This window comes from Curtobacterium luteum (assembly GCF_014646995.1).
Classification (GTDB): Bacteria; Actinomycetota; Actinomycetes; order Actinomycetales; family Microbacteriaceae; genus Curtobacterium; species Curtobacterium luteum.
Genome location: NZ_BMOI01000016.1, coordinates 1 through 12,948, shown reverse-complemented (window position 1 = coordinate 12,948; position 12,948 = coordinate 1). Strand labels below are relative to the sequence as shown.

General features: G+C 74.1%; 14 protein-coding genes. 6 read left to right on the top strand and 8 right to left on the bottom strand.

Annotated elements, in window-relative coordinates; all coding sequences use genetic code 11:
* The first annotated feature begins 24 nt into the window (after nucleotides 1–24).
* On the top strand, nucleotides 25–369 hold the full coding sequence (locus tag IEY20_RS15125; protein ID WP_175327534.1) for a YciI family protein: 345 nt from the start codon (nucleotides 25–27) through the stop codon (nucleotides 367–369).
* Here IEY20_RS15125 and IEY20_RS15120 read toward each other — a convergent pair.
* Nucleotides 325–795: a hypothetical protein gene (locus tag IEY20_RS15120; RefSeq protein WP_175327533.1), complete on the bottom strand. Its 471-nt coding sequence runs from the start codon at nucleotides 793–795 to the stop codon at nucleotides 325–327. The two genes, IEY20_RS15125 and IEY20_RS15120, sit on opposite strands and share 45 nt — an antisense overlap.
* 86 nt (nucleotides 796–881) lie before the next feature.
* Between IEY20_RS15120 and IEY20_RS15115 the strand changes: the two genes are divergently transcribed.
* Complete coding sequence (locus IEY20_RS15115) at nucleotides 882–1,772, top strand: alpha/beta hydrolase (protein WP_175327532.1); 891 nt, start codon at nucleotides 882–884, stop codon at nucleotides 1,770–1,772.
* Nucleotides 1,773–1,866: 94 nt separating this feature from the next.
* On the opposite strand, the gene IEY20_RS15110 is transcribed toward IEY20_RS15115, so the two are convergent.
* The 3 genes from IEY20_RS15110 to IEY20_RS15100 form a co-directional block, all read right to left on the bottom strand.
* Nucleotides 1,867–2,538, bottom strand: a complete 672-nt coding sequence (locus IEY20_RS15110; protein WP_175327531.1) for a peroxiredoxin-like family protein — start codon at nucleotides 2,536–2,538, stop codon at nucleotides 1,867–1,869.
* A 400-nt stretch (nucleotides 2,539–2,938) separates the two neighbouring features.
* Entirely contained in the window at nucleotides 2,939–3,799 is an 861-nt protein-coding gene (locus IEY20_RS15105) for a serine hydrolase domain-containing protein (protein ID WP_229728094.1), read from the bottom strand.
* A gap of 53 nt (nucleotides 3,800–3,852) precedes the next feature.
* The gene (locus IEY20_RS15100) at nucleotides 3,853–4,314 is read right to left on the bottom strand and encodes an ATP-dependent zinc protease family protein (RefSeq protein WP_022903892.1); all 462 of its coding nucleotides are present in this window, start codon (nucleotides 4,312–4,314) and stop codon (nucleotides 3,853–3,855) included.
* Nucleotides 4,315–4,385: 71 nt separating this feature from the next.
* Here IEY20_RS15100 and rimK point away from each other — a divergent pair, with 71 nt between their 5' ends.
* From rimK to IEY20_RS15080, 4 genes are read left to right on the top strand one after another with little or no spacing between them, the layout of a single operon-like run.
* A complete protein-coding gene (rimK, locus tag IEY20_RS15095; protein ID WP_022903891.1) occupies nucleotides 4,386–5,579 on the top strand; it encodes a 30S ribosomal protein S6--L-glutamate ligase in 1,194 nt (397 codons plus the stop codon).
* A gap of 56 nt (nucleotides 5,580–5,635) precedes the next feature.
* Nucleotides 5,636–6,718, top strand: coding sequence for a 3-oxoacyl-ACP synthase III (locus tag IEY20_RS15090; RefSeq protein WP_022903890.1), 1,083 nt, complete (start codon nucleotides 5,636–5,638; stop codon nucleotides 6,716–6,718).
* A complete protein-coding gene (locus IEY20_RS15085; RefSeq protein ID WP_229728092.1) occupies nucleotides 6,715–9,543 on the top strand; it encodes an alpha/beta fold hydrolase in 2,829 nt (942 codons plus the stop codon). The genes IEY20_RS15090 and IEY20_RS15085 overlap by 4 nt, the downstream gene beginning before the upstream one ends.
* The gene (locus IEY20_RS15080; protein ID WP_175327529.1) at nucleotides 9,540–10,508 is read left to right on the top strand and encodes an NAD-dependent epimerase/dehydratase family protein; all 969 of its coding nucleotides are present in this window, start codon (nucleotides 9,540–9,542) and stop codon (nucleotides 10,506–10,508) included. Before IEY20_RS15085 ends, IEY20_RS15080 begins: the two co-directional genes overlap by 4 nt.
* 248 nt (nucleotides 10,509–10,756) lie before the next feature.
* Here the strand turns inward: IEY20_RS15080 and IEY20_RS15075 are convergent, their stop codons facing one another.
* The 4 genes from IEY20_RS15075 to IEY20_RS15060 form a co-directional block, all read right to left on the bottom strand.
* The gene (locus IEY20_RS15075; RefSeq protein ID WP_175327528.1) at nucleotides 10,757–10,933 is read right to left on the bottom strand and encodes a hypothetical protein; all 177 of its coding nucleotides are present in this window, start codon (nucleotides 10,931–10,933) and stop codon (nucleotides 10,757–10,759) included.
* A 36-nt stretch (nucleotides 10,934–10,969) separates the two neighbouring features.
* Nucleotides 10,970–11,350, bottom strand: a complete 381-nt coding sequence (locus IEY20_RS15070; protein WP_175327587.1) for an MFS transporter permease — start codon at nucleotides 11,348–11,350, stop codon at nucleotides 10,970–10,972.
* Between the two features lie 35 nt (nucleotides 11,351–11,385).
* Nucleotides 11,386–12,564: an Asp23/Gls24 family envelope stress response protein gene (locus tag IEY20_RS15065; protein ID WP_175327527.1), complete on the bottom strand. Its 1,179-nt coding sequence runs from the start codon at nucleotides 12,562–12,564 to the stop codon at nucleotides 11,386–11,388.
* Between the two features lie 70 nt (nucleotides 12,565–12,634).
* Nucleotides 12,635–12,805: a CsbD family protein gene (locus IEY20_RS15060; protein ID WP_022903127.1), complete on the bottom strand. Its 171-nt coding sequence runs from the start codon at nucleotides 12,803–12,805 to the stop codon at nucleotides 12,635–12,637.
* Between the last annotated feature and the right edge of the window lie 143 nt (nucleotides 12,806–12,948).

The window sequence follows — 12,948 nt, the reverse complement described above, 5'->3', positions numbered from 1 at the left end:
ACGGCAACGGAGCAGGGAGGCACGATGCGGTTCCTCGTCAACGTCATCGACGACGGCCAGGCAGCGACGATCGGTCGGACCGCGTCCGCGACCGAGGCGGAGGCAGCGGCGGTCGACGCGCTCAACGAGCGACTCGACCGCGACGGGAGCATCGTCCTCGCCGTCGGACTCGCGGCACCGTCGGACGCGACCGTGGTGGACGCGCGCGGGGACGAGCCGGTCGTCCGTCCCGGGCCGGTCCTCGACGCCGCCGAGTACGTCGCCGGCTTCTGGGTGCTCGAGCTGCCCGACGCCGAGACCGCGCTCAGGACCGCGACGGAGGCGTCACGAGCCTGCAACCGGAAGGTCGAGCTCCGACCGGTCCTCTGACCGCCGTCGCCGCACGGCGAGGGCTGCGCACGCCGCCGTCACGACGGCCGCGAGCGCGAACGTCGTCGCCGGACCGAGGCCGTCGACGAGGCCCCCGAGCCCCGCGGCCCCGACGGCCTGTCCGAGCACGAGCACGACGAACAGGACTGACGTCCCCGTCGCGGACCGCTCGGGGGCGATCTCTGCACCGCCGCCGAGTACGCCGACGCCCCCGAGGAGGTCGGGCGGGTCCTCGCCCGCGAGACCGACACGCTCCGCAGCCGGCTCACCGTCGCCGTCGTACCGCTCGTCGGACCAGCGGACGCGGCAGCGCTCGCCGAGGACCTGCTCCTCGTCGTCTCCGGCGCCCTCGCGATGCGGCTCCGGGACCAGCGGACCGGGACGGCCACGGCGCGGACGGTCGCGGACGCGGTGGTCCGTGCCCACCTCGCGGCGACCACCTGCACGACCTCACACGGAACACCCGGCTGAACACCGCTCACCTCCGCGCTGCTGCTCGCTACGCTGCGGACGTGCACCCGACCAGGTCCAGAGTCACCCGCCGTGCCCTCATCGTCGGCGGTGGAGCGGTGGTGGCCGCGGTCGCGGTCGCCGAGGCCGTCGACCTCCGCTGGCTCCCGGGACGCTCCACCATGTACCGGACCCTCGGACTGGACGGCGAGCCCGGCCACATCCCCGATGTGACGCCCGTGCCGACGACCTCCGGATCGTTCGTCTCCCGAGCGCGTGGCGGCCGCACCGTCGGCTGGACCATCGCCGCGCCGCAGTCCGACCGCCCGCTGCCGATCGCCGTCGCCCTCCACGGGTACGGCGGATCGCACCGCACGTTCTTCGGGAACGGCCTCGGCTACGAGCGCTTCCTCGCCCAGCACGTCGCGCGTGGCGGGGCGCCGTTCGCGGTCGCGGGCGTCGACGGCGGCAACCGCTACTGGCACCGGCGCGCGGACGGCGACGACCCGGGCGCGATGGTGCTCGACGAGTTCGTCCCGATGCTCGAGCAGCGCGGCTTCGACACCGGCCGCCTCGCCTTCACCGGCAACTCCATGGGCGGGTACGGTGCGCTCCGCTTCGGGGGCCTCCTCGGGCCGAGGAAGGTCCGGGCGGTCGCCGCCCTGAGCCCGGCGCTCTGGACGAGTGCGGGCGAAACCGCCCGCGGTGCCTTCGACGACGCCGAGGACTTCCGCGCGAACACGGTCATCGGACGCCAGCACGAGCTCGACGGTGTCGCGGTCCGGATCGACGTCGGCACCGGTGACGGGTTCGAGCCCGCCGTCCGGACCTACGTCGACGGGTTCACCACGACGCCGGCCGGCGGGTTCGAACCGGGTGCGCACGACAACGCCTTCTGGCGACGCATGGCCCCGCAGCAGATCGCGTTCCTCGCGCGGCACCTGCACGCCTGACCCAGGTGCCGGACGGGAGGCCCGCCCCGCGTCCGCCACGCGCGTCACCCGGGCCGCGCCTCCAGGCAGGTCCCCGCGGCGCGACCCGTCCGCGTCAGCGGGACGCGACCAGGAGGTCGTCGACCGCGGCGACGACCGTCGCCACCTCGGTGCGGGTCGTGTAGTCCACGTGCACGTCCGCGAACCGGACCGTGCCGCCCGCGTCGATCACGAACACCGACGGGAACGGGATCGCCGCCGTGGCGTCCGCGTTGCTGTCGGCCACGTCGAACCCGAGCTGCGTGTGTGCGCCACGGGCGGCTGCACTCGGCTCCGTCACGATCCCGAAGCGGCCTGCGAGGACGTTCTCCAGGTCGGTCAGCACCGGGAACGCGAGCTCGCCGTTCGCGATCGACTGCTCCGCGCCCTCGGGGGTCTGCGGCGACACGGCCACGAGCTGCACGCCGCGCTCCTGCAGCGCCGGGAGGAGCTCCTGCTGGTAGGTGCGCAACGTGATGTTGCAGTAGGGGCACCAGGCTCCGCGGTAGAAGACGAGGACCGTGGGCGTGGTCCCGCGGACCTCGGCGAGCGACGTCGTGGCACCGGTCGGGGTCACCAGCGGGGCGTCCGGCGCGGTGTCGCCCTCGGTGAGGACGCCGTCCGGGACGCCGGCGTCGCGGAGGTCGCGCTGCTCGCCGTCGAACACCGCGGAGAGCTCCGGGCCGATCTGGGCGGTGAAGCCCTCGTTGAACTCGTCCACCTGGCGGGCGATGGTCTGGTCGGTCACGGTGGGGCTCCTCGGGTCGGTTCGGGTCGGGGTCGGGTCGGGTCGGGTCGGGTCGGATCGAGTCGGGTCGGGTCCGGCAGCGATGCCGGTGCGTGGAGCGTAGGCACGTCGCCGGCGACGGGGAACGGCCCGCGTCACGCAGTGTCACGCAGCGGTGTGCGCGGGACGGTGCACGCGGCGGAGACCGACGCGGCGGAGACCGACGCGGCAGGCGGGCGTGCGGCCGTGGGGGACGTGCCGGGCGGACGCGCGGCGGTGGGCGGCGGTGACGGACGCGGCGGTCCCCGGCACGCTAGCGCCGACGTTCCGCTCGATCGGTGGCAGTTCCGGTTCGCGATCCCCGGGTCCGACGAACCAGGACTGCCAGGTACCGGACGGGGAACGTGCTCCGGTCGGGAGCTCAGCGCGGGGCGAGTGTCGACACCGCGAGCTCGGCGAGCCGGTGGTCGGCCGACTCCTCGTGCGCGGTGATCGTGACGACGGCGTCGCGCGCCTGGTCGACGACGACGTACTGCCCGTAGCGCCCGTCGAGCCGCCAGGCGTCGCCCGGCCCGTCCCAGACCGCGAGGCCGTACCGGCGGAACGGGCCGTCGCTGCTGACCTCGACCCAGTCCGCGTGCATCGCGTCGATCCAAGCCGCAGACACGAGCTGCCGTCCGTCGAACGAGCCGCGGTCCCGCAGGAGCCGACCGATCCGGGCGAGCTCGGAGGTCCGGAGCTCGAGTCCGCTCCCGCCGACGACGAAGCCGAGCGGGCAGCGGTGCCACTGCGGGTTGTCGATGCCGAGCGGGCCGAAGAGCCGTGGGAGCAGCCAGTCGCGCACGTCGCCCACGACCGACGCGAGGATGCGCATCGCCACGTACGGGCCGGAGTCGGTGTAGCGGAAACGTTCGCCCGTCCCGTCGGCGGGCAGGGCCAGCATGGTCGCGGCGAGGTCGTCGCCCGGGACCGGCTCGTCGCCGAACCAGGCGAAGTCGATCCCACTCGTCATCGACAGGAGGTGCCGGACGGTCACCTGCTCGACGCCCGCTCCGAGCCGGATGCCGGGGAGCAGCTCGGGGACCCGCGTGTCGAGCGTCAGCAATCCCTCGTCGACGGCGATCCCGACGGCCAGTGCGCACACCCCCTTCGACACGGAGTACACGTTCTCGCGGTCGTCGCTGCGCCACCGGTGCGCGACCTCGTCGTCGCCGATCCGGACGTGCACGCCGTACGCGCCGAGCCCCTCGTCGTCCACCGCCGCGACGAACCGGGCGAGCACGTCAGCCGGCGACGGTCCGGTCGGCGTCGCGCCCGGCCGCGGTCCCGGCGGGGTCACGCCCGGCCGCGGTTCCGCCGGCGGATCGCCTTCGGCGCACGGCCGCCGAGGAACGACCGCGCCGGGTCGACGAGGAAGGCCTGCCGCAGCGCCTCGCGGCCGACGAGCATCCGGAAGCCCATCTGGTCGCGGTTGCTCAGCGTGACCTCGGCGTCGACCGTCTGCTCGTGCAGGGTGATCGGCGTGAGGATGACGATGCGCTCCTGGGTGTGCCCGGTGGAGCTGCGGATCGTCCGCCGGTCGTGGATGTCGCACTCGACGGTGACCGCGTCGGCGTCGGTGTCCTGCCACGGGTGCACCGAGAAGCGCACCCGCTCGCCGGGCAGCTCCTCGAGGTCGAAGGCGTGCAGCGCCGAGCTCCGGGCGCCCGTGTCCAGCTTGACCTTGATCCACGGCAGCGCGAGGCCCGGGAGGGCGGCCCACTCCCGCCAACCTGCGATCGTGGGAGTGCGGCTCATGTGCCCATCCTGTCGCATGCTTTGATTGAGCGTCGCCGTCGATACCCCGAACACCCAGCGGAGCCCCACCGATGAAACTCGCCATCCTGTCGCGCGCCCCGCACGCGTACTCGACCCAGCGTCTCCGCGCCGCGGCGATCGACCGCGGGCACGACGTCAAGGTGCTGAACACGCTCCGGTTCGCGATCGACCTGACCGCCGACGAGCCCGACCTGCTGTACCGCGGCAAGCTCCTCAGCGACTACGACGCCGTCCTCCCGCGCATCGGGAACTCCATCACGTACTACGGCACCGCCGTCGTGCGGCAGTTCGAGCAGATGGACGTCTACACGCCGAACACGGCCACGGGCATCACGAACTCGCGCGACAAGCTGCGGGCGAACCAGATCCTGTCCCGGCACCACATCGGCATGCCCGCGACCACCTTCGTGAACAGCCGTGCCGACGTCCGCGGGGCGATCGACCGCGTCGGCGGCGCCCCGGTCGTCATCAAGCTCCTGGAGGGCACCCAGGGCATCGGCGTGATCCTCGCGCCGGAGGCGAAGGTCGCGGAGTCCATCGTCGAGACGCTGCACTCGACGAAGCAGAACGTCCTCATCCAGTCGTTCATCTCGGAGAGCCGCGGGAAGGACATCCGCGCCCTCGTCGTCGGCGACCGGGTCGTCGCGGCGATGCGGCGCAGTGCCTCCGGCGACGAGTTCCGGTCGAACGTGCACCGCGGCGGCACGGTCGAGAAGGTCACCCTCACGCCCGAGTACGAGGAGGCCGCCGTCCGGTCCGCCCAGATCATGGGGCTCCGGGTCGCCGGGGTCGACATGCTCGAGGGCAACGAGGGACCCCTCGTGATGGAGGTGAACTCCTCGCCGGGCCTCGAGGGCATCGAGCGCGCCACCGGCCTCGACGTCGCCGGCGCGATCATCGACTTCATCGGCAACCAGGTGGCCTTCCCGGAGATCGACGTCCGCCAGCGCCTCAGCGTCTCGACGGGGTACGGCGTCGCCGAGCTGCTCGTGCACACGAACGCCGACCTGGTGGGCAAGACCATCAAGGAGTCCGGGCTCTGGGACCGCGACATCACGGTGCTGACGCTCCACCGCGGGGCGTCGGTGATCCCGAACCCGCGGAGCGGCGTGACGCTGCAGGCCAGTGACCGCCTGCTCTGCTTCGGCAAGCTCGAGGAGATGCGGTCGATGATCCCGGACCGCCGGAAGCGCCGGAGCAAGGTCCGGAAACTGCCGAAGGACGCGGTCACGGAGCAGTCCTAGTGCGCGCGCAGGGCACCCGGACCGCACGTCCAGCACATGTGCGGAATGATGAGGCGGTGACCATCCTCGCTGACCGCCCCGTCGACCCGACGTCCGAAGCGGAGACAGTGCGACCCGGCAACGCCACCGCGAAGCACCGCAACGTCTCGTTGCTGTCGGTCGCGACGACCACCGCGGACCGCGTGACGACCTCCGCCGACATCGAGGAACGCCTCCGCGGCGCCCTCCGTCGTCTCCGTCTGCCGAGCGGCCTGCTCGAACGCGTGGCGGGCGTCAAGGAGCGTCGGAACTGGGGCGAGGGCCAGACCTTCCACGAGGCCGCCATCGACGCCGGACGCCGTGCCATGGCCGAGGCGGGCATCCAGCCCCACGACGTCGGGCTGCTCATCAACACGTCGGTGACCCGGCCGCACCTGGAGCCGAGCGTCGCCGTGCGGCTGCACCACGGCCTCGGGCTGCCGTCGTCGGCGATCAACTTCGACATCGCGAACGCGTGCCTCGGGTTCGTCAACGCCATGAGCGTCGCCGCGGGCATGATCGACTCCGGTCAGATCCAGTACGCGCTCATCGTCGACGGCGAGGACGCCGACCAGGTGCAGCTCAACACCATCGACCGCCTCAACCAGGGCAGCCGGAACCGCAAGGACTTCATGAGCGAGTTCGCCAGCCTGACCCTCGGGTCGGGCGCCGCCGCCGCCGTGCTCGGGCGGACCGACGCCCACCCCCGCGGGCACCGGTTGATCGGCGGCGTGACCCGCGCGGCGACGCAGTGGTACGACCTGTGCGTCGGCAGCCCGGACGGCATGTTCACCGACGCGAAGATGCTGCTCAAGGGCGGCATGGAGCTCGTGGTCGAGGCCTGGAACGAGGCGAAGGCGCACTTCGACTGGGCCGACATGGACCGCTACGTGCTGCACCAGGTCTCCGACGTGCACACCAACGCGTTCGTGAACGCCATCGGGGTGCCCCGGTCGAAGGTGCCGACGACGTACGAGCGGTTCGGCAACGTCGGTCCCGCGTCGATCCCGATCACCCTCGCGGACGAGGTCGCGAAGGGCTCGATCCGCAGCGGCGACCGGGTGTTCCTCGGCGGCGTCGGCTCCGGCATCAACACCGCGATGCTGGAACTGCACTGGTGAGGTCCGGCCTCCCCCGCGTCGCTGCGACCACCGCGCCGGCGACGCTCCCGCCGCCCCTGCCCGGACTCGACCCCGCCTGGTCTCGACTGGTCACCGTGCCGGGTGGTGACGGCGACCGGCCTGGGCCCACGCCGCCGGTTCCGGAGCGACGCGCCAGCGGCGGTCCGGCCGTGCCGGTGGGGAGAGGCGCGGATCGCCACGAGCGCACATGGCACCTCCTCGACACGGCCGGTTCCCTGGACGCGCTCGGCGCGCATCCGGTGGGCACCCTGCTCTGCGTGCACGGCAACCCCACGTGGTCGTACCTGTGGCGCTCGGTCGCGCAGCGCACGCTCGACGTCGCCCGCGCCGGAGGTCCCGCGTGGCGGGTCGTCGCGGTCGACCAGCTCGACATGGGCTTCTCGGAGCGGACCGGCGTGCAGCGCGGGCTCGCACAGCGCGTCGCGGACCTCGGAGCGCTCACCGACGCACTCGCGCTGACCGGTCCCGTCGTCACCCTCGGACACGACTGGGGCGGGGTGGTGTCGCTCGGCTGGGCCGTCGACCACCCGGACCTCGTCGTCGGGGTCGCAACGTGCAACACCGCCGTGCACCAGCCAGGCGACGCGTCGATCCCCGCGCCGCTCCGGTTCGCCCTGAGCCCCGGGGTGCTCGGCCGGGGCACGGTGCTGACACCCGCGTTCCTCGAGACCACGCTCGCGATCGCGCACCCGAAGCTCGACCGCGCGGTCGCCGACGCTTTCCGTGCGCCCTACCGAGGCGCTGCACGCCGCGGGGGCATCGGCGGCTTCGTGGCGGACATCCCCGTCGACAGCGCCCACCCGTCCGCGCCCGAGCTCGACCGGATCGCCGCCGGGGTCGCGGCGCTCGACGTCCCCGCACTGCTCCTCTGGGGGCCGCGCGACCCGGTGTTCCTCGAGCGCTACCTCGACGACCTCCTCCGACGCTTGCCGCACGCCGACGTGCACCGGTTCGAGGGCGCCGGACACCTCCTGCCGGAGGACGTCGACGTCGCCGGGACCGTCACCGACTGGCTGGGAGACCGCCTGCCGGAGGGGACCGTACCCACCGGGGCCGAGCCGTCCCTCCAGGCACGGCCGTCACCCCGCTGGCGCGGTGCGCCGGAACCGGCTGGTGGGGCCCACCTCCCGGCCGACACCGACCACGTCGGGGACGCGAGCCGCCCGCTCTGGGCCGCACTCGACGAGCTGCGCGACGACGACGGACCCGCCCTCGTCGAGATGGCCGCGCCCGGCGGCGTCCGGAGCGTCAGCTGGCGGCTCCTGGCGCGCCGTGTGGACGAGATCGCGGCCGGACTCGGCGTCGTCGGCGTCCGTGCGGGCGACCGCGTGTCGTTGCTCGTGACGCCCGGAGCCGACCTGACCGCCGTGCTCTACGCGTGCGTCCGGATCGGCGCTGTCGTGGTCGTGGCCGATGCCGGGCTCGGGCTGCGCGGTCTGACGCGAGCCGTGCGCGGTGCCCGACCGGACTGGATCGTCGGCGCGCTGCCGGGGCTGTCGGCGGCACGCGCGCTCGGGTGGCCCGGTCGGCGCATCGCAACCGTGGCGCTCCCGACGGTGGCTCGTCGCGCGCTCGGCGTGTCCCACACGCTCGCCGAGGTGGCCCGGGCCGGGGCCGTACGGCTCGCGGCCGGCGGAGCCCTCCCGGACGCCCCGACGCCGGACTCGACGGCCGCCGTGCTCTTCACCTCCGGGTCGACCGGTCCGGCGAAGGGCGTCGTCTACACGCACGGGCAGCTCGGCGCCGTCCGGGACGCCCTCGCCACGCAGTACGGCGTCGGCACCGGCACCGGGCTCGTCGCCGGCTTCGCCCCGTTCGCGCTCCTCGGGCCCGCGCTCGGAGCCCGGTCGGTCGCGCCGGACATGGACGTCACTTCGCCGCGGACCCTGACGGCGACCGCCGTGGCGGAGGCCGTCCGGGCGGCGGACGCCACGGTGGTCTTCCTGTCGCCGGCCGCGATCGCGAACGTCGTCGCCACGGCGTCCGCACTGACGGAAGGTGACCGCACCGCGCTGCGCCGCGTCGAGCTGTTCCTCTCCGCTGGAGCGCCGGTGGCGGACTCGCTGCTCGCCGCGGCGACCGAGCTGATGCCGAACGCGACGGCGCACACCCCCTACGGCATGACGGAGGGGCTCCTCATGACCGACGTGGACCTCGAGGGGGTCCGAGCGGCTGCCGCCGCCGACGCGTCCGGCGTCTGCGTCGGTGTGCCCGCGGCCGGGGTCACGGTCCGGATCGCCCCGCTCGACGCACGCGGCGCCGCGACCGGGGTGCTGACCGACACCGCGGGCGTGACGGGGGAGATCGTCGTCGCCGCGCCGCACGTCCGTGACCACTACGACAAGCTCTGGCGGACTGACCGTGCCTCGCGCCTCGGCGTCGACGACGCACGCGGACACCGCACCGGTGACGTCGGGCACCTGGACGAGGCCGGCCGACTGTGGGTCGAGGGCCGCCTGCAGCACGTCGTCACCACGCCCGAGGGTGTCCTCACGCCGGTCGGACCCGAACAGCGCATCGAACGGGTGCCCGGGGTCCGTCGGGCCGCCGTCACCGGGATCGGTCCGGAGGGCACGCAGCAGGTCGTGGCAGTCGTCGAGACCGTCGCACCGCAGCGACGACCGGGCCTCGCGCCGCCGTCGGTGGCGTCCGCCGTCCGTGCAGCGGCAGGGGTCCCCGTGGCCGCCGTGCTCGTCGTGCCCGTGCTCCCGACCGACGTCCGGCACAACTCGAAGATCGACCGGACGCGACTCGGCCGGTGGGCATCGTCCGTGCTCGCCGGCGGCCGGATGGTGCGGCCGTGAAGGTCCTCGTCACCGGGGCCAGCGGCTTCCTCGGGCGTGCGACCGCGGCAGCCGTGCGGGACGCCGGGCACGAGGTCAGGACCTTCCAGCGACGGCCGTCCGGGGTCTCCGGCGTCGACGACGTGCTCGGGACGGTGACCGACCCGGACGCCCTCGCCCGCGCGGTCGACCGTGTCGACGCCGTCGTGCACCTCGCCGCGAAGGTCTCGCTCGCCGGCGACCCGGACGACTTCCGCCGCGTGAACGTCGACGGCACCCGGGCGCTCCTCGACGCCGCACGGGCCGCCGGCACCGAGCGGTTCGTGTTCGTGTCGTCCCCGTCGGTCGCGCACACCGGCACGTCGCTCGCCGGGGCCCCGGCCGGCCCGGCCGAGCCCGAGCGCGCGCGCGGGGAGTACGCCCGCACGAAGGCGGCCGCCGAACTCCTCGCACTGGCCGCCGACGAGCCCGGCTTCGCGGTCGTGGCGGTCCGACCGCACCTCGTGTGGGGCCCGGGGGACACCCAGCTCGTCGGACGCATCGTCGAGCGGGCCCGCGCCGGACGGCTGCCGCTTCTCGACTCCGGCGCCGCGCTCATCGACACGCTCTACGTCGACAACGCGGCGTCGGCGATGGTCGCGGCGCTCGACCGTGCGACGGACGACGGCGTGCACGGATCGGCGTACGTGGTGACGAACGGCGAGCCCCGACCGGTGGCCGACCTGCTCGCCGGGATCTGCACGGCGTCCGGAGTGCCGGCGCCGCGGTGGCACGTGCCCGCCGGGGTCGCCCGGGTGGCCGGCTCGGTCGTCGAGGCGGTGTGGCGGGTCCGCCCGGGGCAGGACGAGCCGCCGATGACGCGGTTCCTGGCGGAGCAGCTGTCGACGGCGCACTGGTTCGACCAGCGCCGGACCCGGGCGGAGCTGCGGTGGGTGCCGGCCGTGTCGATCGACGAGGGTCTGGCGCGGCTGGCCGCTGCGCGCTGACGCTGCCGCGCGCCGGGGCCGGGGCCGGCGCCCGAGATCCGGCCCCAGCGACAGTTCTCGGGGGCTTGAGCGCAAGAATTGTCGCTGTGCCCGAGTCTCGGGCTGAGCGACATATCTCGCGCGCAGGAGCCCGAGAACCGTCGCTGTGCCCGAGTCTCGCGCCGGCCCGCCCGAGTCTCGCGCCGGCCCGCCCGAGTCTCAGGTCGCGGATCCCGCCCGAGGTCGCCGGGCCGTCGGTGCAGGCGGCGTCAGCCGAGGCCGAACCTGCGCTTCAGGGCCTTCCGGCGCTTCCGGGCTCGCCGGTCAGCCAGTGCACGCCGGGCGGTCTCGGCCTTCGAACCCTTCACGACCGGACGGTTGGCACGAGCGCCGAGCCAGAAGCCGAACAGGACGACGAGTCCGACGAGGATGATGCGGTTGCGCATGGTGGAGTTCCCTTCGAGGGTGCGGTGCCGCGGGCCTCAGCCCGTGAACCGCTGCCAGAGGTCGGTCACGATCGGCCAGACGTCGCCGGCGCGGTCCGCCGACGAGATCGCGACCGTGACGACCGGGTAGATGGTCACCGCGAGGGCGACGAGCACGGCGAACACGACCGCGACGACGGAGGTCGCGGTGTGCCGGCGTGTGAGGGCCAGGACGACGAGGGCGAGCACCACGACCGCGCCGAGCAGCGCGACCAGGGTCACCCGTACGAACGGGAACGGGACGAGTCCCGCGGTGGTGGCCGTGACGCCGCCGAGGAAGCCGACGAGCGGGAAGAACGCTCCGAGGGTGATCGCGAGGAGCAGGACGATCCCGATCCCCGACGCCACCCACACCCCGCGGGGGCGCGGACGAGGCATGCCGCCCCGTCCACGCCGGAACCCGCGGAGCGTGGTCACTTCCGGTCCTCGTCGCGGTGGGACTCGGCGTCCTCGCGGAGGGCGTCCGCAGCACGGGCGAGGGTGGCCGACGCCTCGTCGAGCGCATCGGCGGTGTCCTCCGCGGACTCCTCTGTGGCGGCCGTGTGCCCGTCCCCGGCGGCTGCGTTCGCGTCCCCGGCGGCATCATGCGCGTCCGCGGCGGCAGCGTGCTCGTCCGCTGCGTCGGCAGCGTCGGCGACCGCGTCCTCCGCGTGCGCGCCGGCGGTCCGTGCCGAGTCAGCGGCGTCGTCCGCTGCACGGGCGGCGCGGTCCGCGACCTCGGCACCCGCGTCCACAGCGGCGTCGCGTGCGGCGCCGGCGGCCTCGGCCGCGTGGTCGACGGCGTCGGCGGCGGCACCGCGGGCACGGTCGGCACCGTCACGCGCGCGATCGGCAGCCTCCGCGGCACCGTCACGAGCCCGGTCAGCGAGGTCACGACCGCGCTCCCCGAGCTCCGCGGCAGCGTCGCGGGCGCGGTCTGCGGTCTCCGCGGCAGCGTCGCGAGCCCGGTCCGTCGCGTCCGCGACCGCGTCCCGCGCCCGGTCGGTGGCGTCGGCCACGGCCTCGCGCGCGGTGTCCGCGGCGTCGCCTGCACGGTCGACGGCGCGGGATGCGGCATCGCGAGCCCGCTCGGCGACGTCGGCGGCGTTCTCCTTGGCGTCGGCGGCGGCCTCGGACGCGGCGTCGCGGACACGGCCGACGGCGTCCTTCCCGGACTCGACGGCCCGGTCGAGCGCGCTGGGTTCGTCGTCGAAGGGACCATGCACGTCGAGCACCCGGACGTCGACCGAGACGGCGGCGAAGTCGAGTTGCGAGACGGCCTCGCGGACCTGTCGGCGGACCTCGTCGGCGACCCCGATCACGGGCTCGGGGTACTCCACGACGATCGACACGACGACGTCGAGTGCACCGTCGGTCTCGTCGACCTGCACCCCGGTCGTCCCGGCGGAGCGGCCGAACTGGGAGCGCACCTTGTCGGCTGCGCGGGCCAGGAGGTTGCCGAGGTGGTGGACGCCGTGGACACCGAGTGCGGTCTCGGCGGCGGTGCGGGCGGCGACGGTGACGGGCGAGGCGTCCGCGGGCAGGGGCTCGGTGAGCTCCGCGGGCAGGGGTACCTCGGTGATCTGTGTCCTGGCGTTCGGGTCGTGCTGCATGACTTCCTCCTTGCTCCGGGACGACGGACGCCGCCCACCATGGGCGGGCGGCGTCCGGGTCCGAGACGGGTTACTTGAAGACGTCCTTGACGTCCTCGCCGGCCTTCTTGGCGCTGGCCGCGGCCTGGTCCTTCTGCCCCTCCGCGACCTTCTGGTCGTCGTTGGTCGCCTTGCCGACGGCCTCCTTGGCCTTGCCGGCGAGGTCCTGGGCAGCGTTCTTGATCTTGTCGTCGAGACCCATGACGGGCTCCTCTCTCTCGTCCGGGCGTCAGCCCGGTTTCCTTGGTGGTGCAGCCGGGAGGCGCGGTGTGCCTCCCGGGGTCTGGGGTGGTCGGTGGGTGGTGCGGTCTACTGCACGCGGGTGGGTTTCGCGAGGGCGGCGCG

Coding starts and splice junctions, on each gene's coding strand:
- IEY20_RS15100 (WP_022903892.1), bottom strand. CDS start 4,314: ATGAGCCGCACTCCCACGATCGCAGGTTGGCGGGAGTGGGCCGCCCTC.
- IEY20_RS15060 (WP_022903127.1), bottom strand. CDS start 12,805: ATGGGTCTCGACGACAAGATCAAGAACGCTGCCCAGGACCTCGCCGGC.
- IEY20_RS15065 (WP_175327527.1), bottom strand. CDS start 12,564: ATGCAGCACGACCCGAACGCCAGGACACAGATCACCGAGGTACCCCTG.
- rimK (WP_022903891.1), top strand. CDS start 4,386: ATGAAACTCGCCATCCTGTCGCGCGCCCCGCACGCGTACTCGACCCAG.
- IEY20_RS15070 (WP_175327587.1), bottom strand. CDS start 11,350: ATGCCTCGTCCGCGCCCCCGCGGGGTGTGGGTGGCGTCGGGGATCGGG.
- IEY20_RS15075 (WP_175327528.1), bottom strand. CDS start 10,933: ATGCGCAACCGCATCATCCTCGTCGGACTCGTCGTCCTGTTCGGCTTC.
- IEY20_RS15125 (WP_175327534.1), top strand. CDS start 25: ATGCGGTTCCTCGTCAACGTCATCGACGACGGCCAGGCAGCGACGATC.